General features: G+C 62.6%; 22 protein-coding genes. 8 read left to right on the top strand and 14 right to left on the bottom strand.

Features of this window, described 5'->3' with window-relative positions; translation table 11 throughout:
• Positions 1-400: 400 nt before the first annotated feature.
• Positions 401-862: a L,D-transpeptidase gene (locus NP945_RS21065; protein ID WP_023811018.1), complete on the bottom strand. Its 462-nt coding sequence runs from the start codon at positions 860-862 to the stop codon at positions 401-403.
• Between the two features lie 354 nt (positions 863-1,216).
• Here NP945_RS21065 and NP945_RS21060 point away from each other — a divergent pair, with 354 nt between their 5' ends.
• Positions 1,217-1,444 carry a hypothetical protein gene (locus NP945_RS21060; protein WP_256747421.1) on the top strand — a complete coding sequence of 76 codons (228 nt, stop codon included), beginning with the start codon at positions 1,217-1,219 and terminating at the stop codon, positions 1,442-1,444.
• Between the two features lie 158 nt (positions 1,445-1,602).
• Entirely contained in the window at positions 1,603-1,770 is a 168-nt protein-coding gene (locus tag NP945_RS21055) for a hypothetical protein (RefSeq protein WP_081738724.1), read from the top strand.
• Between the two features lie 72 nt (positions 1,771-1,842).
• On the opposite strand, the gene NP945_RS21050 is transcribed toward NP945_RS21055, so the two are convergent.
• Positions 1,843-2,544, bottom strand: coding sequence for a response regulator transcription factor (locus NP945_RS21050; protein ID WP_127271440.1), 702 nt, complete (start codon positions 2,542-2,544; stop codon positions 1,843-1,845).
• 46 nt (positions 2,545-2,590) lie between these two features.
• On the opposite strand from NP945_RS21050, the gene NP945_RS21045 reads away from it, so the two are divergent.
• On the top strand, positions 2,591-3,364 hold the full coding sequence (locus NP945_RS21045; RefSeq protein WP_206517176.1) for a response regulator: 774 nt from the start codon (positions 2,591-2,593) through the stop codon (positions 3,362-3,364).
• A gap of 84 nt (positions 3,365-3,448) precedes the next feature.
• The gene (locus tag NP945_RS21040) at positions 3,449-5,536 is read left to right on the top strand and encodes an ATP-binding protein (protein ID WP_256747420.1); all 2,088 of its coding nucleotides are present in this window, start codon (positions 3,449-3,451) and stop codon (positions 5,534-5,536) included.
• Positions 5,537-5,647: 111 nt separating this feature from the next.
• On the opposite strand, the gene NP945_RS21035 is transcribed toward NP945_RS21040, so the two are convergent.
• From NP945_RS21035 to NP945_RS21010, 6 genes are all read right to left on the bottom strand, one after another.
• Positions 5,648-6,058, bottom strand: coding sequence for a hypothetical protein (locus NP945_RS21035; RefSeq protein ID WP_256747419.1), 411 nt, complete (start codon positions 6,056-6,058; stop codon positions 5,648-5,650).
• Positions 6,059-6,268: 210 nt separating this feature from the next.
• Positions 6,269-7,579, bottom strand: a complete 1,311-nt coding sequence (locus NP945_RS21030) for a flavin monoamine oxidase family protein (protein WP_256747418.1) — start codon at positions 7,577-7,579, stop codon at positions 6,269-6,271.
• A gap of 98 nt (positions 7,580-7,677) precedes the next feature.
• On the bottom strand, positions 7,678-8,736 hold the full coding sequence (locus tag NP945_RS21025; protein WP_256747417.1) for a dipeptidase: 1,059 nt from the start codon (positions 8,734-8,736) through the stop codon (positions 7,678-7,680).
• Positions 8,737-8,866: 130 nt separating this feature from the next.
• Positions 8,867-9,166 (bottom strand): GNAT family N-acetyltransferase, encoded by a 300-nt coding sequence (locus NP945_RS21020; protein ID WP_127322535.1) that lies wholly within the window; start codon positions 9,164-9,166, stop codon positions 8,867-8,869.
• A 2-nt stretch (positions 9,167-9,168) separates the two neighbouring features.
• On the bottom strand, positions 9,169-9,789 hold the full coding sequence (locus NP945_RS21015; protein WP_256747416.1) for an alpha/beta hydrolase: 621 nt from the start codon (positions 9,787-9,789) through the stop codon (positions 9,169-9,171).
• 5 nt (positions 9,790-9,794) lie between these two features.
• Positions 9,795-10,727, bottom strand: a complete 933-nt coding sequence (locus NP945_RS21010; RefSeq protein WP_256747415.1) for a VOC family protein — start codon at positions 10,725-10,727, stop codon at positions 9,795-9,797.
• 226 nt (positions 10,728-10,953) lie between these two features.
• Here NP945_RS21010 and NP945_RS21005 point away from each other — a divergent pair, with 226 nt between their 5' ends.
• Positions 10,954-12,522 (top strand): alkaline phosphatase family protein, encoded by a 1,569-nt coding sequence (locus NP945_RS21005; protein ID WP_256747414.1) that lies wholly within the window; start codon positions 10,954-10,956, stop codon positions 12,520-12,522.
• 48 nt (positions 12,523-12,570) lie between these two features.
• Here NP945_RS21005 and NP945_RS21000 read toward each other — a convergent pair whose 3' ends face one another.
• Positions 12,571-13,908, bottom strand: a complete 1,338-nt coding sequence (locus NP945_RS21000; protein ID WP_256747413.1) for a PRC-barrel domain-containing protein — start codon at positions 13,906-13,908, stop codon at positions 12,571-12,573.
• Positions 13,909-14,163: 255 nt separating this feature from the next.
• On the opposite strand from NP945_RS21000, the gene NP945_RS20995 reads away from it, so the two are divergent.
• Positions 14,164-15,084 (top strand): diacylglycerol kinase family protein, encoded by a 921-nt coding sequence (locus NP945_RS20995; protein ID WP_256747412.1) that lies wholly within the window; start codon positions 14,164-14,166, stop codon positions 15,082-15,084.
• Between the two features lie 29 nt (positions 15,085-15,113).
• Here NP945_RS20995 and NP945_RS20990 read toward each other — a convergent pair whose 3' ends face one another.
• Positions 15,114-15,314, bottom strand: coding sequence for a hypothetical protein (locus NP945_RS20990; protein WP_127269171.1), 201 nt, complete (start codon positions 15,312-15,314; stop codon positions 15,114-15,116).
• A gap of 170 nt (positions 15,315-15,484) precedes the next feature.
• Between NP945_RS20990 and NP945_RS20985 the strand changes: the two genes are divergently transcribed.
• Positions 15,485-16,996 (top strand): HWE histidine kinase domain-containing protein, encoded by a 1,512-nt coding sequence (locus NP945_RS20985; protein WP_256747411.1) that lies wholly within the window; start codon positions 15,485-15,487, stop codon positions 16,994-16,996.
• A 15-nt stretch (positions 16,997-17,011) separates the two neighbouring features.
• Here the strand turns inward: NP945_RS20985 and NP945_RS20980 are convergent, their stop codons facing one another.
• The 3 genes from NP945_RS20980 to NP945_RS20970 form a co-directional block, all read right to left on the bottom strand.
• The gene (locus NP945_RS20980) at positions 17,012-17,470 is read right to left on the bottom strand and encodes a hypothetical protein (RefSeq protein ID WP_256747410.1); all 459 of its coding nucleotides are present in this window, start codon (positions 17,468-17,470) and stop codon (positions 17,012-17,014) included.
• A gap of 11 nt (positions 17,471-17,481) precedes the next feature.
• Positions 17,482-17,808, bottom strand: a complete 327-nt coding sequence (locus NP945_RS20975; protein ID WP_256747409.1) for a YqjD family protein — start codon at positions 17,806-17,808, stop codon at positions 17,482-17,484.
• Between the two features lie 128 nt (positions 17,809-17,936).
• Positions 17,937-18,698, bottom strand: coding sequence for a Crp/Fnr family transcriptional regulator (locus NP945_RS20970; RefSeq protein ID WP_256747408.1), 762 nt, complete (start codon positions 18,696-18,698; stop codon positions 17,937-17,939).
• Between the two features lie 207 nt (positions 18,699-18,905).
• Between NP945_RS20970 and NP945_RS20965 the strand changes: the two genes are divergently transcribed.
• Positions 18,906-19,217: a response regulator gene (locus NP945_RS20965; RefSeq protein ID WP_050580453.1), complete on the top strand. Its 312-nt coding sequence runs from the start codon at positions 18,906-18,908 to the stop codon at positions 19,215-19,217.
• A 13-nt stretch (positions 19,218-19,230) separates the two neighbouring features.
• On the opposite strand, the gene NP945_RS20960 is transcribed toward NP945_RS20965, so the two are convergent.
• Positions 19,231-19,782 (bottom strand): RNA polymerase sigma factor, encoded by a 552-nt coding sequence (locus NP945_RS20960; protein WP_013529285.1) that lies wholly within the window; start codon positions 19,780-19,782, stop codon positions 19,231-19,233.
• Between the last annotated feature and the right edge of the window lie 2 nt (positions 19,783-19,784).

The raw sequence follows: 19,784 nt of genomic DNA, 5'->3' as shown, positions 1-19,784 counted from the left end.
GAAGTCTCACCAAGGTCGCCTGCCAGTGCCTGATCGCCGCCGCCGCCCAGAACATCAAAAAGATCGCCCTTTGCCTGTGCCCGAAGCCCAAGCCGGCCCGCGCATGAGGCTCAATGCCTCTTGTCAAAATCTCCTGACACAAACAGTCCAAGACACTTCAATCACATAACAAAAAACCCCGCCGAAAATCGACGGGGTTTGTCAGCAGTCTGAGAGGCCGGAAACTTTCCGGCCTCTTTTCTTTTTGGCTGGGCTCGATACCCCGGTTCGAGCTTTGCTCGATACCGCCGGTTTGAGCTGTACGCAATACCTCGGTTCGAGCTGTGCTCGATACCGCAGCGTTTTCCGGTGGGAGCCTCGAGGCGCGCCAGCATGCTGACACGCCACCGCTTCCAGCCTGCTACTTGACGATGACGATGCTGGTGTTGGTCGCCCCGAAGGTTTCGACGAGCTGGTAGAAATCGGCCGCGTTGTCGGGGTGCAGCCGCACGCAGCCATGCGAAGCCGGCTGGCCGAGGCGCTTGATCGCGTAGGTCGCGTGTACCGCATAGCCGCCGCTGAAGAAGACCGAGTGCGGCATCGGGGCGTTGTCATATTTCTTCGAATACCACATCTCATGCATGCGGGTCGGCTTGAACGAGCCGGTCGGCGTCACATGGGCCCGGTCGCCGGTGGAGACTTTCCAGGCGAAGGTCGGCCGGCCGTCGACGGAGACTTCCATGATCTGCTGCGAAAGCGAAACGCGCGCCACGATCTTGTTGGCGGCGTGCGCCGCACCCGAGCCGGCGCCGAGCAGCAGTGCTGCACCAGTCAAGGCAGCGGCGGTGATGTTGATGAGCTTGGCGGAAATGGCGGTGTGCATAATGAAGTCCCCTCTCTCTGCCGGTTGGGCCGGCTCCAATTCGATGGCCGCTTATCCCAACGTCATGTTTCGAGAAGATTTCGCAAAACGCTCGTTTCTGTTTCGAATCTGTTTCCGCTGGTTAACAAACGCCTCCTTATAACCTGGCTGGAACAGGCTCGGCAGACCCACCCAGCCAAGACTAGGAGTCGGGAACATGAGTATCCGCCTCCAAACGAAAGTGCGAATTGGTGTCATGTGAAAGATCAAGCGTCAGCATCGAAACCAACCTGCAACAAAGCGCGGCTCCAAGCGGCATGATCCGGATACGGGCCGCGAGCAAAGTTGACGCAACGAAAACAGCCGGTAACGAACATGAGGACGAAATCAAACGCGCTGTCCTGGCTTCTCAGGATCAGCATCGCGGCAGCGGTCATCGGCGGCGTCGGCACGGTTGCCGGCACCCCGCTGACAAGGCTCGGCGCGATGACTTCGGGCGAGATTTCGACGCTGCATACCGCACTGTTTTTCGCCACGGTCTGGATTGTTTCCAGCCTGCGCATCGCCCGGCTCAAGGCCCTCTGGCGGGTCGCCTTAGGCTGACGGGTTTGCGCGGCGCCTCCGGCAACTTGCTGCCGAGAGGACCGAAGGCCCGCGCCGCGACGGGGGGCTCCGTGGGCGGCGCGGGCACTTCGGGGGTATCCTGAAGAGACCCGCAACAGGTTCATTTTTGAAGAATTGGCATTTGGGGAACTGCGACGATGAAAACGAAATTCGCTGCTTCGGTGCTGTCCGCACTGCTTTACGCCCAGGGCCTGCTCGGCTTTGCCGGTCTTGCTACCGTGCTGCTCAGGGACCGCGCCCATGCAAGCGAACTCACCATGGGCAGTGACATGCCGGTGGGGCCATCGCTTCTGCTGGTACGCTGAGCGTCAAGAGCATCGGGCCCAGAGATGGAAAATCCGATGCCCGAAAAAAGGGATTGCGCCAGTAGCAGGCAGTCAGTCGGCAAATTGCCGCGGCGGATCGAACCGATAGCCGGCGCCACGTATTGTGGTGATGGTGTCGGTGTCGAGCTTGCGGCGCAGCCGCACGATGCGCGAATCGATCGAGCGATCGAAGGCGTCGGCGTTTTCGGCCGGTGCCGCGGCGATGATATCGTCACGCGTCAGCACCTTGCGCGGACTGGCCAGGAACAACCTGAGCAGGGCCACCTGGCCAGGCGAAAGCTGTTCCTCGGAGCCGGAGCGATGCATGACCATGGCCGATCTCAGATCGACGGTCGCGTTCTCCAGCACGATCAGTTCCTGGGTGCCCCTGCCGCGGCGCGAAAGCAGACCGCCGACACGGGCGGCCAGTTCACGGACATTGAGCGGGCTCTCGACGACGTCGGCCGCACCAAGCTCCAGCGCCAGCACCTTGTCGACAAGATCGGCCGGGCGGCAGATCAGAATGAAATCCGGTCCGCCCTCACCGCCCCCACCTTGGCCGCCATAACGCCGGAGCAGGTCCCGCCCCTCCGCCTGGCTGAGACTGTCGCCGACGACGACGACGTCGATGCCCTTTCCCGACAACAGCGATTCGGCCTCCCAGGGCTGGCGCGCCTGATGCACATCGTGACCGCGCCGCTCGAGATGGTCGGCGAGTTCGGTCGCCACCACTTCGGCTACCGAAACGAGCGCAATGACGGATCGTGCAGCCATGTTTTCCAACCGTTCCCTGGCAACCCGGATATGAGTGCTGGACATGATGTTTATACCCAATCTACTTTCCACTGAAAGTGGGAGCGAAAGCATCGTGCGGGCAAGAATTGTCATCGTCGAGGACGAGCCCGATCTACGGGACGCGGTCGCCGAATATCTTGGCGCCGCCGGCTATGAGGTGGCCACCGCCGAAAGTGCTGCCGCTGCGCGCAGCCTCGTTGAAACGCAATCGTTCCATCTCGCCATTCTCGACATCGCCATGCCGGGCGAGGACGGCCTCTCGCTCGGCCGCTGGCTGCGTTCGAAACTGCCGATCGGCATCATCTATGCGACAGCGGCCGGCACCGCGCTCGACCGCATCGTCGGGCTGGAACTCGGTGCCGACGATTACATCGTCAAGCCCTACGAATTGCGCGAAGTGCTGGCCAGGGTGCGCAGCGTGTTGCGCCGCGTTCCCCAGCCGAAGGAGCTCCAGGACAAGAAGGCCGGGACGGATCGCCGTTCCGTTGCCTTCGGGCCCTTTCAGGCCGATCTCGACGGCAGGCTGGTCACCGGTGCCAATGGCGCGGTGATCGACATGGCCAAGAGTGAGTTCGACGTGCTGGAGATTTTCCTCACCCGCGCCAACCGGCTGCTGACACGCGCCGCTATCTCCGAGGCGATCGGTTTCACCGAAGATCCGGAATCGTCGCGCGCCGTCGACATTCGCATCATGCGGCTGCGTAAGAAGATCGAGGCCGATCCCGCCAATCCGAAATTCCTGCGCACGGTGCGCGGCGAGGGCTATATCTTCTCGCTGCCGACCGGCGACGGCAACTGAGCACCGGGCCAGAAGGATTCGGTTGCTCGCCAGCCGGAATTGGCACGACTCCGAATTGGCGCGACTCCGGAATGACAGCACAAGATGATCGCTGAAGCAGCAAGCACCGATATGCAAGGGTTCAGGCAGGGCGCGGCCATGGCGGCCGTGCGCGTCGTTCGCCGGCTGCGCGAGGCCGGCGACTGGCAGCGCGAGATGGACGGCATACTGGAAACGCTCTGCCGGGCCATGGATTGCCAGCGCGGCATCCTGTTTCGCTTGCGCGAACTGCCAGGCCAGGGCTTCGCCCAATCCGTCGCCGCCTATTGGATCGACCCTCTTTTCGGCGGCGAACTGGCATCGCCGACCGTCATCATGCAATCGATCGTCAATTCGGACCCCCTGCTGGAGCGGCTTGCCGAGGACGAGAGGCAAGGCAAGATCTTCGCCGGCCATACGCGCGACCTCGAAGGCTTCCTGAGGACCGATTTCGAGAAGCAGAACATCAAGTCGTTCCTCTCGGTCTCGGTCTTCGCGCATGGCCATCTCTGGGGCACGCTGGCGGTCAATGACTGCGTCAGCGAGCGTGCATGGACCGACGAGGAAGAGGCGACGCTGCACATCATCGCCCTGGCTATCGGCGACGCCATCGAGCGCTCGCCCTCCGACGCCCATGCCAGCGAGGTCATTCGCCGCACTATGCTGCAGGCCTCGCTCGATGCCATCGTCGTCATCGACGAGACCGGCTCGATCATCGAATTCAATCCGGCCGCCGAGAAGATGTTCGGCTTCCAGCGCAGCGACATTCTAGGCAAGGATCTGCTCGATACGATCGTGCCGATCTATTACCGCAAGGGCTATGCTTCGGGGGCCGAATACATGTCCGGCCGCGGCGCGCCGATGGTCGGCCAAAGGCTCGAGACGGTGACCCAGAATGCCGCCGGCGAAGTGTTCCCGATCGAGCTGACGGCGACCGAGATGCGGGTCGCCGACCGCCGCCTGATCTTCGGCTCCATCCGCGACCTGCGCGACAAATTGCGTGCGGAGGAGGAAATCGGCCGGCAGCGCGAGAAGCTGCACCAGAACGAGAAGATGGCGGCGATGGGTTCGTTGCTGGCCGGCGTATCGCACGAGCTCAACAATCCCCTGGCCGTGGTTGTGGCGCAATCGACGCTGCTGCACGAATTCGCTTCCGATCCGCAGACCAAGGTGCGCGCCGAGAAGGTGCGTGCCGCGGCCGAGCGCTGCGGCCGCATCGTCAAGAGCTTCCTGTCGATGGTCCGCCTCCATCCCGCGGCACAGGCCGAGACCGACCTCAACCAGGTGATCCGGTCGGCACTCGAAGTGACCGCTTATGGCGCGCGCTCAAGCGGCATCGTCATCGACACCGATTTCGCCGCCGGCCCGCTGCTGGCCATGGCCGACGCCGATCATGTAACGCAGGTAGCGGCCAACTTCCTCATCAACAGCCAGCACGCCTTGGCTGGCATTGCCGGTGACCGGCTGATCAAGGTGCGGACGTTCCGCAGCAACCGCGGTCATCCCTGCTTCTCGGTCGAGGACAATGGGCCCGGCGTGCCGGAAGCGATCCGCGGCCGCATCTTCGAATCCTATTTCACCACCAAGCCGGTCGGCGTCGGCACCGGCATCGGCCTGTCGATCTCGAAATCGATCATCGAGCGGCACAATGGCAATGTCTGGTTCGAGGAAGTGCTCCCGAGAGGCGCGCGTTTCGTCGTCCAGCTGCCGGCCATCGTGGCCGGCCTCGCCACCGCCGGCGACAACCAGCCGCGATCGAGCGGCCTGCGCCATGCCTTGATCATCGACGACGAGCCGGATGTCGCCGGCTCGCTCTCCGACATACTCGAACTGATGGGCATCAAGTCGCGGATCGTTCCTGTCTGGGAATCGGCCGCCGCCACTTTGAGCGGCCACATGCCGCCGGACATCGTCTTTTCGGACCTGCGCATGCCCGGCGTCAGCGGCATATCGATCTATCGCGAGCTGCTCGCCGAAAAGCCTGACCTGGCGCGGCGTTTCGTGCTGGTTACAGGCGACCTGATCGGTGCGAAAGCCGAAATCGAGGCCCTGCCGGCACAGCAGCGGCCGCAGATCCTGGAAAAGCCGTTCAGCACGCTTGATGTGCGCAGTGTGCTGTCCGCCATTGCCGAACAGGCGGCCTTTAAAGAATAAAAAGAGGCCCCCGGGGGCGGGGGCCGAAGAAGAGCGCGCTGGAGGGAGCGCTCGGGGAGTCCAGAACATGATCCCAAAACGGGAACGGTTTCGGATCAGGCTACGATAAAATCAGAAAATATTCGGCGTGTCGGCCAACGGTGCGGCAGTGGCGATCATGCGGATGGCGCGGCTCTTGTGTGTTCCGGACTGTTCGGCGATTGCGCGCAGGCAATCGATACTCTCGGCACCCCAGGCCTGGCCCTTGCAGGCGAAGTCGGTCACCGGTACCGGCAGACGCGCGGTCCTGGTCGTCGTCTGCGCGCCGTCGATGAGATTGGACGGCGGATTCAACGAAGCGAAGGTCGGCCCGATTGTCGGCGTGAACGCCATGCCGACGAAGGCGCAAGCAGCCAGCACCATGAACATCGCCATGGGGTGGTCGCTGGCCCGCTGGCGCAGCGCCAGTTTCGGACGGCGGTCATTGCGCTCTGGAGCCTGAAGGCGGCTCTCGCCGCGGATCGTCTGGATTTTCGCATGCATTGCCTTCCCCTTCGCTGAGTTTCTTTTGGCGGTGAAATGAACTTATCCGCACTTTGTAACGGCGATGGGGTGGCGAAGGCCTGGCACTGTAACGAATTGGAAACAGCATTCGGGCGAAGTCGGGCAAAATCGGGCATAGCTTCGACGGCGCTCGGGCTCGAGGCGCAACCTGACCCGATCTTGCCAAACAGTTTTTCGAAAAGACCAGGCTCAGACCGGAGCTTGAAGCTCGGCAATGATCTTGTGCGCGGCGATACGCCCGGCAATGATGGCGCCCTCGACGTACCCCGGAAACGACGGCGAGAGTTCTGAACAGGCGAGATACACCGGCGGTGCGCCGGCAAGGATCGTTCGCTCGGCATCTCTTGCTGTCACGTCGACAACAAGATCGCTGTACGCGCCGCCGCTCCAGCGATCTCCTACCCAGTCACGCAAACTGAAATCGATGACATCACCGGCATCCGGACCAAGGGCTGCCTCCAACCGGCCGGTCACCTCCGCACGCAGTTCCACCTCGCCGAGGTCACGCCAGCGCAGCGCGAGCGACCCGCCGACGAACACGACGAGCGCGGCATGCTCCGCATCCTTGCCGGCGTCGCAGGCAAACAGCCCCGGCGGATCGAGCCACATCACCATGCCGTTCAAATCCCGCCCGCGCCAAAACGGTTTGGCATAGCGCACCAGGATCTTGATAGCCGCGCCGCTTTTCCAGGCGCCGAGCGCCCGCCCCAGTCCAGCTGGCAAGGCGGGAGCAAAGGCGAGCTCCGTCACCGTCGCCGGGGGGACGGCAACCAGAACCGTGCGCGCCTCGATGGCACCCCCGGCCGAAACGACAAGAACACCTTGCGAACTATGCTCGATGCGCGTGACCGGCTCGCTGAGCCGCAACCGATCGCCAAGGTCGCGGGCCAGATCGTCGGCCAGTGAATGCATGGTTTCGCGCACGAAATATTGCAGCTCCGGCACCTCGTTGGTGACGCGTCGGTCATTGTCGATCAGATACCAGAGAGGAATCTGATCCAGCGCCATGCACCCGAGACCTTCGATCATCGAACGGAAGACGGCCCTGGCGTCGGCCGAATCGCGCTGGCGGGCAAGCCAGTCGGCAACGGTCAGTCCGGCAATCGAGACGTCGTCCGGATCGATCCCGTTCATGCGCTCGCGGATTGCCATTGCCGCGTCATAGATCCGCTCTGCTCGTTGTACGGACATCGTCGGCTGGGTGATGAAATCGCCATCGACATAGGTTTCAACCAGCGTCTTGCCGCGCGCCTCGATCAGCGCCATCAATTCCGGCATGTCCTCGCACAGGAACTGGCCGCCACTATCGATCCGTTCGCCAAGTCCGTTCAGGCGGGACTCGACGCGTCCGCCGACGCGGTCGCCTGCTTCGAGCAGAATGAAATCGATGTCGGCCTTCTTCATCTCGAGCGCCGCCGACAGGCCTGTGAAACCCGCACCGACGATGACGACATCGGTTCGCTCGAATTCGCCGCCCTCATCCGTGAAGGTCTTCAGCATTGCCGGCTATCCACCCAATCGCATCCGGCTTCCACCGACGAAGTATGTCCTTGTCGACATATGCCGGCGGGCCGCACACGCCATGCCGCAGGCTGTCTCTAACCTATCGTTTTCTCGAGCATATTGAGCCAGTTGCGATAGGCGATTTTTTCGATCAGTGCGCGGCCGAAACCGCGTGCCGCCAATGCATCGATCAGCTTCGGCAGGCCGGCGACATCCCCGATGACGGCCGGGATCATGGCGCCGTCGAAATCGGAGCCAAGACCAACGCCGTCCTCACCCAGTGCCTGCAGCAGCGAATCGATATGCCGCACCATGATGTCGAGGCTTGTGTCGGCATTCATGCGACCATCCTCGCGCAGGAAGCCGGTTGCGAAGTTCAGCCCGACCATGCCGCCGGTTTCGCGGATCGCGCCGAGCTGCCAGTCGGTCAAGTTGCGCGAATGGCCGCAGATCGCGTGCACGTTGGAATGGGTCGCGACCAGCGGCGCATCGCTGAGCGCCGCGACATCGCGAAAGCCCTTCTCGTTGAGATGCGAGAGATCGATCATGATCTTCAACTGGTTGCAGGCCTTGACCAGCGCCTTGCCGGCATCGGTGAGGCCGGGGCCGGTGTCGGGCGAGGACGGGAAGCGGAACGGCACGCCGTGGCCGAAGGCGTTCGGCCGGCTCCAGACGATGCCGAGGGAACGCAGGCCGGCTTCATGCAGCACGTCGAGCATGGTGAGCTCGGGATCGATCGCCTCGACCCCTTCGATGTGGAACACCGCGGCGATCGAGCCTTGCGCCATGGCACCGCGCACATCGCCGGCGCTGCGGCAGACGGTGAGCGCTCCGGCCCGTTCCAGCCTGAACAGGATCGAGGCCATCGCGATGGTCGAGGTCAGCGCCTCATTGCGCGGAACCTCGGGCGGCAGCGGCTCGGCGGCACTCGGCGCCAGGGGCACGGCGCCGCGCCTGGATTTCTCGACAGGCGGCGGAAAGATGGCGAACATGCCGCCGGCGAAGCCGCCGGCTTTGGCACGCGGCAGGTCGATATGGCCGCCCGATTTCCCCTCGATGAACAGCTTTTCGACGTCCGTGTCTTTTGACTGATGGAGTCTGAGCAACGTATCGTTGTGGCCGTCGAAGACGGGAACGAGGTCGGTTTCGGTCATAGGGGATCATTCGGTTCGTTTGTCGGCAAGGTGGCTGCGATCATATCCACTTAGGCAGGATGCGCTACCCGCACAAATGCCAAAGTCATCCCTGTGGGGATTTCCGCACCGTTTCCAAGCGACGAAACCCCTATTGCTTCAGCACGTCGGCCCATTCCTGATGGCGGCGAAACTGGGCGTTGGCGAACGGGCAGAGCGGGATGATCTTCTTGCCCGCCGCACGCGCATCCTCGACGGCGCGGGTGACGAGGCGAAGCCCGGCACCCTGGCCGCGAAAGACGTCCGGCACCTCGGTGTGGTCGATGATGATCTGGTGCTCACCGATCTTGGTGAAGGTCATCTCGGCCTCGGCGCCATCGGGTCCACGCAGGACATAGCGGCCCTTGGAACCGCGATCCTCAAGTTCGATCTCAGGCAGTTGGTCAGGCATCGCTATGCTCCTTGGGCAGCATCGGCAAAGAACCGCCGTGCCGCCTCGATCTCGTTTGGCCGCACCTCGTGCCCGCCATCGTGCCATTCCACTGTGACATCGGCGCCGTCGGCACGCAAATATGCCTCGAGTCGCGTGGTCAGGTTCGGCGGGCAGATCGGGTCGCGCTTGCCGGCGGTCATCAGAATATGGCGGCCGGCGAGACTGCCCTTCACCTGCGGCTCGAACGGGATCAGCGGATGCATCAACACCGACGCGTCGAACAGCGCTGGAACCGCGAACACCACCGAGGCCAGGACATTCGCGCCGTTGGAATAGCCGAGACCCAGCACGGCCGATGGCTTCGCTGCTTCGACATGGACTTTGACGAAGCCCGCCATCCTGATCGTCGCCCGTGCCAGATCCTCCATGTCGTAGACGCCCTCGCCGGTGCGGCGGAAGAAGCGCGCAGCACCTTGTTCGGACACATCGCCGCGCGGCGAGATAATGGTTGCCTGGGGCGCGAGATCGCGCCCCAGCGACAGAAGCTGGCTCTCATCGCCTCCAGTGCCATGGAAGACGAACAGCAATGGACCGCCCGGCGAACCGGGCAGCAGCTTGTGGATGTAAGCGTCCTTGCTCATGACCTTCAGCCTTCCAGTTTCTGCAGATGCTGTTCCAGATACGGCCGCAGGTGCTGGTGCTGCGACGGCAGCTTCAGCGCCTCGCCCAAATGAGCGGTATCCTCGTCGCGATCGAAACCCGGCTCGTTGGTGGCGACTTCGAACAGCACGCCACCCGGTGTGCGGAAATAGATCGCCCAGAAGTAGTCGCGATCGATTACTGGCGTCACCCCATAGCCGGTGTCCATCAACGCCTTGCGCACCTCAAGCTGCCTGGCGCGGTTCTCGACCGCGAAGGCGACGTGATGGACAGAGCCGGCACCGAGATCGGCGAAGGCCGTGCTCGGCAGCGATTCGATGTCGATGACGTCGGCGCCATTGCCGTTCTTCACCGCCAGCCGCCTGAGGTTGCCGGACTTATCGACTTCCTCATAGCCCATGAACTTCAGCAGCTCCTCAGTGGCGCCGCCATCCTTCAGCCTGAGCGATACCGAATGGAAACCGCGGATCGCCTGGTCGACCGGAACACCGCCTTTCGCCCAGGGCGCTCTGCCGTCACCCTTGCCCTCGACCAGAGCGAAGCCGTCACCATCCGGTCCGGCAAAAGCCAGGCGCTTCTCGCCGAAGGTCTCTTCGCGCGAGAGGCCGGTGACGCCCTCATCGGCAAAACGGCTTTCCCAATAGCCAAGCGTGCCTTCCGGCACCGAGTAGACGGTGGTTCCGACTTCCCCGACCCCATGCCGGCCCTTGCCTATATCGGGGAAAGGGAAATAGGTCATCACCGAACCCGGCGTGCCGGCCTCGTCACCATAATAGAGGTGGTAGACGTCGGGCGCGTCGAAATTGACGGTCTTCTTGACCCGGCGCTGGCCGAGTTTCCTGGTGAAGAATTCGTTGTTCTGGCGGGCATCCCTGGCCATCGATGTGACGTGATGCAGGCCCTTGATCTGGTCGAGCATTGTCTTGCTCCTTCCTTGGTGCATGTGCGGCCCTCGCCGCTGTCCACGCCAATATGAGGACCAGAGCAGTTTAGGCAAAGGCGGCAAACACAGAATGGACTGTGTCGTAAAAGTGAACGATGGAACAAGGTTCGTTCACCAATTGGCCCGCAGAGTCGGGCTTGCGCCGTGGCCGGAATTCGGTTCCATGAACGGCGTTCGACATCCCGCGAAAAAGGTATCGTGAGTGACTGGAAAAGCCGGGCGGCCCAACATTCTCCTGATCACATGCGATCAGTGGCGTGGCGATTGTCTGTCCGCAGCCGGCCATCCGGTCGTGCAGACGCCCAATACCGACGCTTTGGCCGCGGAGGGTGTGCTGTTCAAGCGGCACTATGGCGGCGCAGCACCCTGTTCGCCCGCTCGCGCCTGCCTCTACACCGGCCTCTACCAGATGAACAACCGCGTCTGCCGCAACGGCACGCCGCTCGACGCTCGCCACGGCAACATCGCGCTCTCGGCTCGCGCCCTGGGCTATGATCCGACGCTGTTCGGCTACACCGACGTCTCGCTCGATCCGCGCCTGCTGGCGCCGGGCGATCCGCGGCTGCAAAGCTATGAAGGCGTGCTGCCGGGCTTTACCGTGCGCCAGTTGCTGCCCGAGCACCAGAAGCAATGGCTATCCTGGCTGGAGCTGCAAGGTGTCGACGCCAGCGCCGGGTCTCCCGACATCCACCGTCCGCTGGCCGACGGCGTGGCCGGGACCATCAGCAACGCGCCGCCCGTCTACTCCGGGCAACAAACGCCGGCGGCTTTCCTGACCGGCGAATTCACGCGTTGGCTTGGCGAACAGGAGGACGCCACGCCGTGGTTCGCGCATCTTTCCTTCATCAGCCCGCACCCGCCTTTCATTGTGCCGGAGCCCTACAACACGATGTACGATCCGGCTGACGGCCCGGCCTTCCGGCGCGCGGCAAGCTGGCACGAAGAGGCGGAAAACCATCCCTACCTTGCCTATGATCTCGGCCGGCAGAAACAGATAAAATTCCGCCCAGACGCCAGAGGCAAGGTGCACGACTGGAGCGAAGACGATTTTCGCCGCATCCGCGCGATCTATTACGGCATGATTTCCGAGGTCGATGCGCAGCTCGGCCGCGTCTGGAAAGCGGTCAAGGCCGCAGGCGCGTGGGACGACACCATCATCGTTCTGACCTCGGACCATGCCGAGATGATGGGCGACCATTTCATGCTGGGCAAGGGCGGCTATTTCGACGGCAGCTACCACATTCCGCTGATCATTCGCGATCCGCGCCAAGGCAAGGCGACCGGCGGCAGTGTCGACAGCTTCACCGAAGCGGTCGACATTTTGCCGACGCTTCTCGACCTGCTCGGCGAAAAGCCCGCGCCGCATCTCGACGGCGCCTCGCTGAAGCCGTTCCTGGGCGGAGAAACCCCTGCGGCCTGGCGCGATGCCGCGCATTGGGAGTTTGACTTCCGCTCGATTGCCGCGGGCGAGGCCGAAAACCATTTCGGCATCGCCGCACGCCAATGCAACCTCGCCGTTATCCGCACGGAACATTTCAAATATGTGCATTTCGGCGGCAATCTGCCGCCGCTGCTCTTTGATCTAAAAAGCGATCCGGGCGAGCTGGACAATCTCGCGGCCGACCCCGGCCATCTCACCGTGCGCCTGGAATTCGCCGAACGGCTGCTCGCCTGGCGGGCCGAACATCTCGACCAGTCGTTGGCACTCGCCGAATTGACCCAGAACGGCCTCGTCGGCCATGCCGCTGGCCTGCAACCTGGCCACACATAAATAAAGCCCGCGCCGTTGCCAGCGCGGGCTTCGTTTGGCTGAACAGAATTACCTTACGATCATGCGCTGCTGATCGCGCTGTTCGGCGTAACTGCCTTTGTCATAGGCGGTTTGAGCCTCGAGCTGTTCCTTGGTGAAGGTCGTGTAGAGGTACTTGTTGCCGTCCTTGTCGGTCATGAATTTGAGATTATCCATACCAACCGCGACCTCCTTTTCACCGACGCCTAAGAAGCCCCCAACGTCGACGATCACCGCGTCCGTCTTGTTGTCAGGCGCAAGCACGACATCGCCGATTTCGCCAACCCTGGCGTCGTTTGCGCCGTAGACAGTCGTGCCCTTCAGGTCATCGGCACGAATCTCGCCGACCGGCATCTCGGTCAACGTCGACTTGTCGATGGCGGCAGTCTGTGTCTGGTCGGGAGCCGAGGCGTCAGGGGTGGTCGCTGCCGGAGCTTCGGCGGTCTTGTCTGCCGGAGCGACAGCAGGAGCCGTCGTGTCGGACGGCACAGCAGCCGGAGCGGTGGCCGCAGGCTCGTTGGAAGCCGTCGTGGCCGGCGCCGGATCATAGGCCTTGCGGTCGAAATCGGGCTGCGCCTGCAGCTCTTCCTTGGTGGTCTGGGCCACCAGCCAGCGGTCGCCATTCTTCTCGGCCCACTGCGCCTTAGAGAAATCATAGGTGACATTCTTGGCGCCGAGGCCAAGGAAACCGCCCACGCCGATGACCAGGGACTCGGCCTTGCCTTCCTTGGTCAGCACGATGTCGTTGACGTCGCCGATGTTCTGCGCGTCATCACCGGTTCCGTTATATACGTCTTCACCGATGATGTTGGTGGCAAGGTTACCGTCCGCGCGCTTTACCGGTTCCGCCGGAGCGGCGTTCATGTCGGCCGGCTTTTGTGCCGTATCCGTCGTAGCAGGTGCCGTAGGTGCGGTCGCGTCGGTCGATGCCGCAGGTGCGGGGGCCGGACTGTAGGGCTGGCTGTCGAATTCCGCCTGAGCGGTCAACTCGTCCTTGGTCGTCTGGGCTACCAGCCAGCGGTCACCATTCTTTTCGGCCCACTGCAGCTTGCCGTACTCGAAGGCGACGCTCTTGGCACCGACACCCAGAAAACCGCCAACGTCGATGACGACGGATTTCGCCTGCCCATCCTTGTCGAAGACGACGTCGCTGACATTGCCGATGTTCTCGGCATCATCGCCGGTGCCGTTGTAGACGGATTCACCGATGATGTTGGTGACGATGCTGCCCTCTGCGCGGACCGTCGCGGCGCCTGACTCCTGAACGGCGGGGCTCTGTGCCGGCGCCGGGGTCGTCGCATTCTGCGCATATGCGCCCGTCGCGATCAGTGTTGCGAGTGCGGTCGTGGCTAAAAGATTGCGGATCATGATAGTCTCTCCTCGTGCCTGATCTCATGCGCCGCGTCTTCGCCGGAAAGTCGGACGCGGCCATCTACAGGTTCACAACGTTGTGACCAGTCTGTTGTTCCGACAAAACCGCGCCGTCCGGAAATCGAAATCACAGAAATGATCGAGCGGCTTAGAAGCCCCTTCGTGTCAAGGGAACCTTTCCGTCGCCGCCGCGTTTCAGCCATCGGCTGGGCGTGTCCCGGCCGCTTTTTGTTTGACATGGTGGAGCGGGGTATGAAATTCGCAGCGGTGCTGAACCGGGATGGCGGCACTTTGCGCACCACCGACCTCGTCGCCTTCTCCGACAGGATGCATCAGACGCTGGAGACGGCAGGGCACTCGCTCAGCATCGAAATTGTCGCCGGCAAGGAGGTGGTGGAAACGCTCGACAGCGTGGCTTCGCGTCGCTCTGTCGACATCGTGCTGGCGGGTGGCGGCGACGGGACCATTTCCGCCGCGGCCGCCCGGCTGATGGGCACGAAGAAGGCGCTTGCCATATTGCCGGCCGGCACCATGAACCTGTTCGCGCGGGGGTTGGGCATTCCGCAGTCACTCGATGCAGCGCTGAAATCCTTCGCCGACGGCGAAATCATCGCGGTCGACGTGGCGACAGCCAATGGCCAACCTTTCATACATCAGTTCTCGATCGGCATGCATGCGAAGATGGTGCAACTGCGCCAGAAGATGGAGTTCGGTTCGCGGTTGGGAAAGATCCGCGCCTCGGCCAAAGCGGCTTGGGCGACGATCAACAATCCACCTGCGATGAATGTGACGCTCAGCATCGGCGAAGCCGAAATGGCGGCACGCATCACCGGCATCGGCATCACCAACAATTTGTTCGGCGAAGGCCATTTGCCTTATGCCGACAATCCGGCGGGCGGCGTACTCGGTGTCTATGTCACGGTGGCGAAGCAGCGCGCCGAACTGGTCAAGTTTTTCTTCAACGTGGCGCGCGGCAAATGGCGCGACAACGAACATGTCGAAATCCACCAGACGAACAGAACGGTGCTGAAAATCCATTCGAGCAGCCGCAAGTTTCGCGCTGTGATGGACGGCGAATTGGTCAGGCTTGACCGTGAAACGGTAATCGAAATCCAGCCTGGCGCGCTGAATGTACTGGTGCCGGCGAGCGCGACCCAATCGAGAGCCGCCTGATGCGATGCGTTGCAACGAACAAACCGGCTTTAGCCAGCCGGAGCCTGCTCGGTGGTGCTGGGCGTGGGGACATGCTGTTCATCGCTGGTTGGCGCCTTGATCAACACACCATAAATCTCGGCAATGCCCCACGCAGCAAACACCAGAAGCAATGCGGCGATCAGGATTCGAAATCCATGCCAGCCCCATCGCCCCTGCCGCGCCTTGTTTTCTGGAATGATCTTGGCCATGCTCGATCCCTGTCTCATTCTGCACCAGCTGGCGCGCTCGGCAAATCATGGTCGGGTAACGGTTCCTCGCTAGGATGGTTCCGGAAAAGCGCGCTGGCCTTGCACCAGCGCAAGCAGGCGGCGGCGAAGACCGGGACGAGGCAAGTGGGGTGACTGGCAAGACGCAAACAGTGCCCGAGCTGCCCGCCGAAGTTGCGCGCGCAGTCAAGGATGTTGACCGGCTCGCCGTGCTGCACGGGTTGGAGATGCTGGATACGGCGGCCGATCCCGATTTCGACCGCGTCAGCAGCCTTGCCGCGGCGGTGATGCAGGTGCCGATGGCCCTGGTCACACTCGTCGACCTCGAACGGCAGTGGTTCAAATCCTGCTTCGGCCTGGACGAGGCCGAAACCGCGACCGACGTCTCCTTTTGCGCCCATGCGATTGCCGCCGGCGACGAACCGATGGTGGTGGTGGATGCAACGACGGATCCCCGTTTCAAGACCAACCCGCTGGTCACCGGAAAGCACCATGTCCGCTTCTATGCCGGCGCGCCGATGATCGTGGCAGGTGCCCGCATCGGCACGCTGTGCGTGCTCGACCGCTCGCCGCATGGTTTTCCATCCCACGCTGAGCTCGACCAGTTGAAGTCGCTCGCCGGCCTCGCTGCCAGCCTGTTCACCCTCAAGGACGCAACCCGCAGCGGCGCGATCGCCGAGGCTGCACTGGTTCGCGAGGAAAAACGGCGCGCCATCGCACTCGATGCGGCGTCGCTCGCTAGTTGGGCATGGGATATCCGCACCGATATCATCGAATGCGACACATTGATGTCGGAGCTGTTCAACCTGCCGCGATCCAACCGGCTGCGCGCACGCGACATCCTCACCGCCATCGATCCGCGTGACGTCTACCAGACCGAAACCCGCTTTCGCGACGCCCTGACCGGCAGCGACGACTATTTCGGCGAATACCGGGTGAAGGGCTTTCATCCGCCGCGCTGGCTCGCCACGCGCGGCCGTGTCATCGAGCGTGACGGCGACGGCAAGCCGACCTTGATCTTCGGCGTCAACTACGACATCTCCGAGCGTAAGCTCGGCGACGAACGCCAACGGCTGCTGCTGCGTGAGCTCAACCATCGCGTCAAGAACACTTTGGCGACCGTCCAGGCGCTGGCAACGCAGACCGTGCGCCATGCCCGCCAGCCAAGCGAGTTCCTCGAGGCGTTCGGCGCCAGGCTTCAGGCCTTGGGCATCGCCCACAATCTGTTGTCGGACCGCGAGTGGCGCGGCATCGGCATCAGTGAACTCGTCCAGATCGAGGTCAAACCTTTCGAAACGGCCGAGCAGCCGCGCATGACGATCTCCGGCGACGACCTGCTGCTGTCGCCCGACCAGGCCGTCGGGCTTGGCCTGATCCTGCATGAACTGGCCAGCAACGCGCTGAAATATGGCTCGCTGTCGGTGCCGTCAGGCAGGGTCGATCTCGGCTGGAGGATGCAAGGCAGGAGGGATGCCCGGCGTCTTGTGCTGACCTGGCGCGAAAGCGGCGGCCCGCAAGTCGCTCCGCCGGATCGGCACGGCTTCGGCTCGATCCTCATTCGCCGCAGCCTAGCCAAGGTCATTTCCAGCGAAGTGACCCATGAATTCCGGCCGGAAGGCGTGTTTGCCGAAATATCGATGCCGCTGGAAGAGTTGTCAAAGTGACCTCTCCCAACAGCTCTATCTCCGTTCGCTCTCATCCGGATCGTCGGATTTCACATTCTCGCGGTAGATGGCGTAGGCCGCGAGCGCCACGGCCGGCCCCAGAATGACGCCGAGACCGCCTTTTCCCTTGAGCAGACTCGGCAGCACGGCGAGTGCGGCGGTGATGCCGATCGCCTTCATGTCGGTATTGCGGCGCTGCGCCCGGCGCCGGGCGCGTGAGCCTGCGGAGATCCGGTAGATCAGCAGGATAAGTCCGGCAAGCACCAGGAAACCGACGCCAAACTCCAGCGCCGCGGCAAGCGGCCCATAGCGCATCGCCGTCCAGATATAGGCGGCCCCGACAAGAAAAACGAGACCGCAAAGTGCGGCGGCCATGGCGATCACATAGACGATTGCCGCCGTGCGCGCCCGGTGTATGGCGGCCACGGTTTCCCCCGAGGCGAGGCCCGAGATCAGGGTTGCCAACATTCCCATCTGGAGCGCGACTAGCGACGCGCGATGAGCGCGAAAAGGAAGCCTACGCCGGCGGCGATCGCCAGTGACGTCACCGGCTTTTCACGCACGCTTGCCATCATCTGCGCTTCGATGTCCTTGGCATTGCTGCGCAGGCTGTCAAAGGCTGCTTCGCCCTGCGCACGCAACTGCTCGACCCCTTCCGTGGCTGCGCGGCGCGCGGTGCCATAGCCATGCTCGCCGGTCTTGGCCAGTTGTTTGGTGAGCTTGTCGATGTCGGCCTTCAACTGCCTGATGTCGGCTTCCAGGTCCGCATTTGCACGGGCGTCGTTTGTGGTCTTTCCTGCGGCAGTGGCCATGGCTTAACTCCTTGTGATTGCTTGGTTTCAAACGCGCTGCGCGTCTCAAGGTTCCGGTATTGGGGACAAAGTAGCCGAAAACGCATCGGCGCGCACCCGGTCCGCCGGCTCCGGCAAAACACGCTTCCTCAGATTAATGGCCGGCGCGCTTCACCCAGCCCTTCCCAGCCGGCGAGCCGCTTGAGCCCTTCATTGTCGGAAACCACGCAGCCGCCGTCGCGCCAGACGATCAGCTTGCGATCCATCAGCTTGCGGATCGTCTTGTTGGTGTGAACCAGCGACAGGCCAAGCGTATCGGCGATGTGCTGTTGCGTGATCGGTATCTGGACGGATTGGTTGCCATTCAGTCCGACGACCTTGGCGCGGCTGCCGATGAAGGCGATGAGATAGGCAGCGCGCTCGATCGCACTGCGGCGCCCGAGGCTGAGCAGATTCTCGTCCAGCATCCGCTCTTCACGCGATGCGATCCAGGTGATGTCATAGGCCAGCCCGGGATGATTGCGGTACAGCTCATGCAGATATTCGCGCTCGAAAACACACAGCAGCATCGGCGACAGTGCCTCCACGGAATGCTGCATCTCGCCCATCACACTGCCTTGCAGGCCAATCAGATCACCGGGCATGAGATAGTTGAGGATCTGGCGGCGGCCGTCTCGCAGCAGCTTGTAGCGGAACGCCCAGCCGGAGAGCACCGTGTAGAGATGGGCGCTATGGCTTCCCTCCACCAGCACCGTGCCACCCTTTTCGACTGCGAGTTCGCCCTTCTTGAATTTGCTGATGAAGGCCAGTTCCTGTTTTTCGAAATCGCGAAAAATCGGCAACGGCCGCAATGGGCAGTTCTCGCAAGGATATTGGCGGCTGGAGAAAGCGCTATTGTTCTGAACCGACATTTCGACCCCCCTTCGAAAGCCGCTCTTGGAGAGCGCGTTTCAACGCGTTGCAAGGATTGAGGTTCCGCCCGCTTGCCACATGTCTTTTTTAAATGACAGCAAGCGAATTAGCGATCATGACTCCGGCGTTTCAAGGAGTCTTTGCCTGTGCCCACATTGCTCGACGGATTGCGGATTCTGGTCCTGGAGGACGAATTTCTGATCGCCATGGACGTCGAGCAGCTTTGCCGCGACCATGGCGCCGATGAGGTGGTGATCGCCCGTGACCTGACCGAGGTCGATGGCCGCGAGGTCGCCACGCGATTCGATGCAGCCATTGTCGACTTGATGCTGGGCGGCGCCTCAACTATCGATTTCGCCTCCGGGCTGCGCGCGGCAGGCATACCTTTCGTGTTTGCGTCGGGCTATTCGGATGCCGATGAAATCAAGGCATCGTTTCCGGGCGTCAGGCTGGTTGGCAAACCCTATTCGGGTGAAGACCTCGTGCAAGCGGTCGCCGCGGCCTGCGGACGCGCTTGAGACACGATCGCGGTCAGCTCGCCGGCGAGCTCGTTACCTGGGCCGAAATTGCGTCCGGACCATACTCGTCCTCGCCTGATATTTTCAGGATCTCCTGCAAGCGCGTACGGGCTCGGCTGACGCGGCTCTTGATCGTTCCCACCGCGCAACCGCAGATCTCGGCGGCCTCCTCGTAGGAGAAACCAGATGCGCCGATGAGGATGATGGCTTCGCGTTGGTCCTCCGGCAATTGCTCCAGGGCGCCGCGAAAATCCTTCAGGTCGAGCTGGCCGTGCTGGGCCGGATGAACGGCAAGCCTGGCCGTCATGATACCGTCGCTGTCCTGCACTTCGCGCCCGCGCTTGCGCATCTGCGAATAGAACTCGTTGCGCAGGATGGTGAAAAGCCAGGCCTTGAGATTGGTGCCGGGCTGGAAGCTCTCATGCTTGTCCCAGGCCTTGACGAGCGTTTCCTGGACGAGGTCGTCGGCTTTGTCGGCATTTTGCGTCAGCGACACGGCGAACGCGCGCAGACTTGGGATTGCCCCAAGCAGATCGGTCTTGAAGCCTTGTGAGACCGCGGCCATGC

It is taken from the genome of Mesorhizobium sp. LMG17149, assembly GCF_024518695.1.
In the GTDB taxonomy this organism is placed as follows: Bacteria; Pseudomonadota; Alphaproteobacteria; order Rhizobiales; family Rhizobiaceae; genus Mesorhizobium.
The sequence above is the reverse complement of the archived record's forward strand: the minus strand, read 5'-3'. Positions and strand labels throughout refer to the sequence as shown.

Bases quoted from the DNA above. Each gene is read 5' to 3' on its own strand.
- NP945_RS21065 (WP_023811018.1), bottom strand. From the start codon at position 862: ATGCACACCGCCATTTCCGCCAAGCTCATCAACATCACCGCCGCTGCC.
- NP945_RS21060 (WP_256747421.1), top strand. From the start codon at position 1,217: ATGAGGACGAAATCAAACGCGCTGTCCTGGCTTCTCAGGATCAGCATC.
- NP945_RS21055 (WP_081738724.1), top strand. From the start codon at position 1,603: ATGAAAACGAAATTCGCTGCTTCGGTGCTGTCCGCACTGCTTTACGCC.
- NP945_RS21050 (WP_127271440.1), bottom strand. From the start codon at position 2,544: ATGGCTGCACGATCCGTCATTGCGCTCGTTTCGGTAGCCGAAGTGGTG.
- NP945_RS21045 (WP_206517176.1), top strand. From the start codon at position 2,591: ATGTTTATACCCAATCTACTTTCCACTGAAAGTGGGAGCGAAAGCATC.
- NP945_RS21040 (WP_256747420.1), top strand. From the start codon at position 3,449: ATGATCGCTGAAGCAGCAAGCACCGATATGCAAGGGTTCAGGCAGGGC.
- NP945_RS21035 (WP_256747419.1), bottom strand. From the start codon at position 6,058: ATGCATGCGAAAATCCAGACGATCCGCGGCGAGAGCCGCCTTCAGGCT.
- NP945_RS21030 (WP_256747418.1), bottom strand. From the start codon at position 7,579: ATGCTGAAGACCTTCACGGATGAGGGCGGCGAATTCGAGCGAACCGAT.
- NP945_RS21025 (WP_256747417.1), bottom strand. From the start codon at position 8,736: ATGACCGAAACCGACCTCGTTCCCGTCTTCGACGGCCACAACGATACG.
- NP945_RS21020 (WP_127322535.1), bottom strand. From the start codon at position 9,166: ATGCCTGACCAACTGCCTGAGATCGAACTTGAGGATCGCGGTTCCAAG.
- NP945_RS21015 (WP_256747416.1), bottom strand. From the start codon at position 9,789: ATGAGCAAGGACGCTTACATCCACAAGCTGCTGCCCGGTTCGCCGGGC.
- NP945_RS21010 (WP_256747415.1), bottom strand. From the start codon at position 10,727: ATGCTCGACCAGATCAAGGGCCTGCATCACGTCACATCGATGGCCAGG.
- NP945_RS21000 (WP_256747413.1), bottom strand. From the start codon at position 13,908: ATGATCCGCAATCTTTTAGCCACGACCGCACTCGCAACACTGATCGCG.
- NP945_RS20995 (WP_256747412.1), top strand. From the start codon at position 14,164: ATGAAATTCGCAGCGGTGCTGAACCGGGATGGCGGCACTTTGCGCACC.
- NP945_RS20990 (WP_127269171.1), bottom strand. From the start codon at position 15,314: ATGGCCAAGATCATTCCAGAAAACAAGGCGCGGCAGGGGCGATGGGGC.
- NP945_RS20980 (WP_256747410.1), bottom strand. From the start codon at position 17,470: ATGGGAATGTTGGCAACCCTGATCTCGGGCCTCGCCTCGGGGGAAACC.
- NP945_RS20975 (WP_256747409.1), bottom strand. From the start codon at position 17,808: ATGGCCACTGCCGCAGGAAAGACCACAAACGACGCCCGTGCAAATGCG.
- NP945_RS20970 (WP_256747408.1), bottom strand. From the start codon at position 18,698: ATGTCGGTTCAGAACAATAGCGCTTTCTCCAGCCGCCAATATCCTTGC.
- NP945_RS20965 (WP_050580453.1), top strand. From the start codon at position 18,906: ATGGACGTCGAGCAGCTTTGCCGCGACCATGGCGCCGATGAGGTGGTG.
- NP945_RS20960 (WP_013529285.1), bottom strand. From the start codon at position 19,782: ATGGCCGCGGTCTCACAAGGCTTCAAGACCGATCTGCTTGGGGCAATC.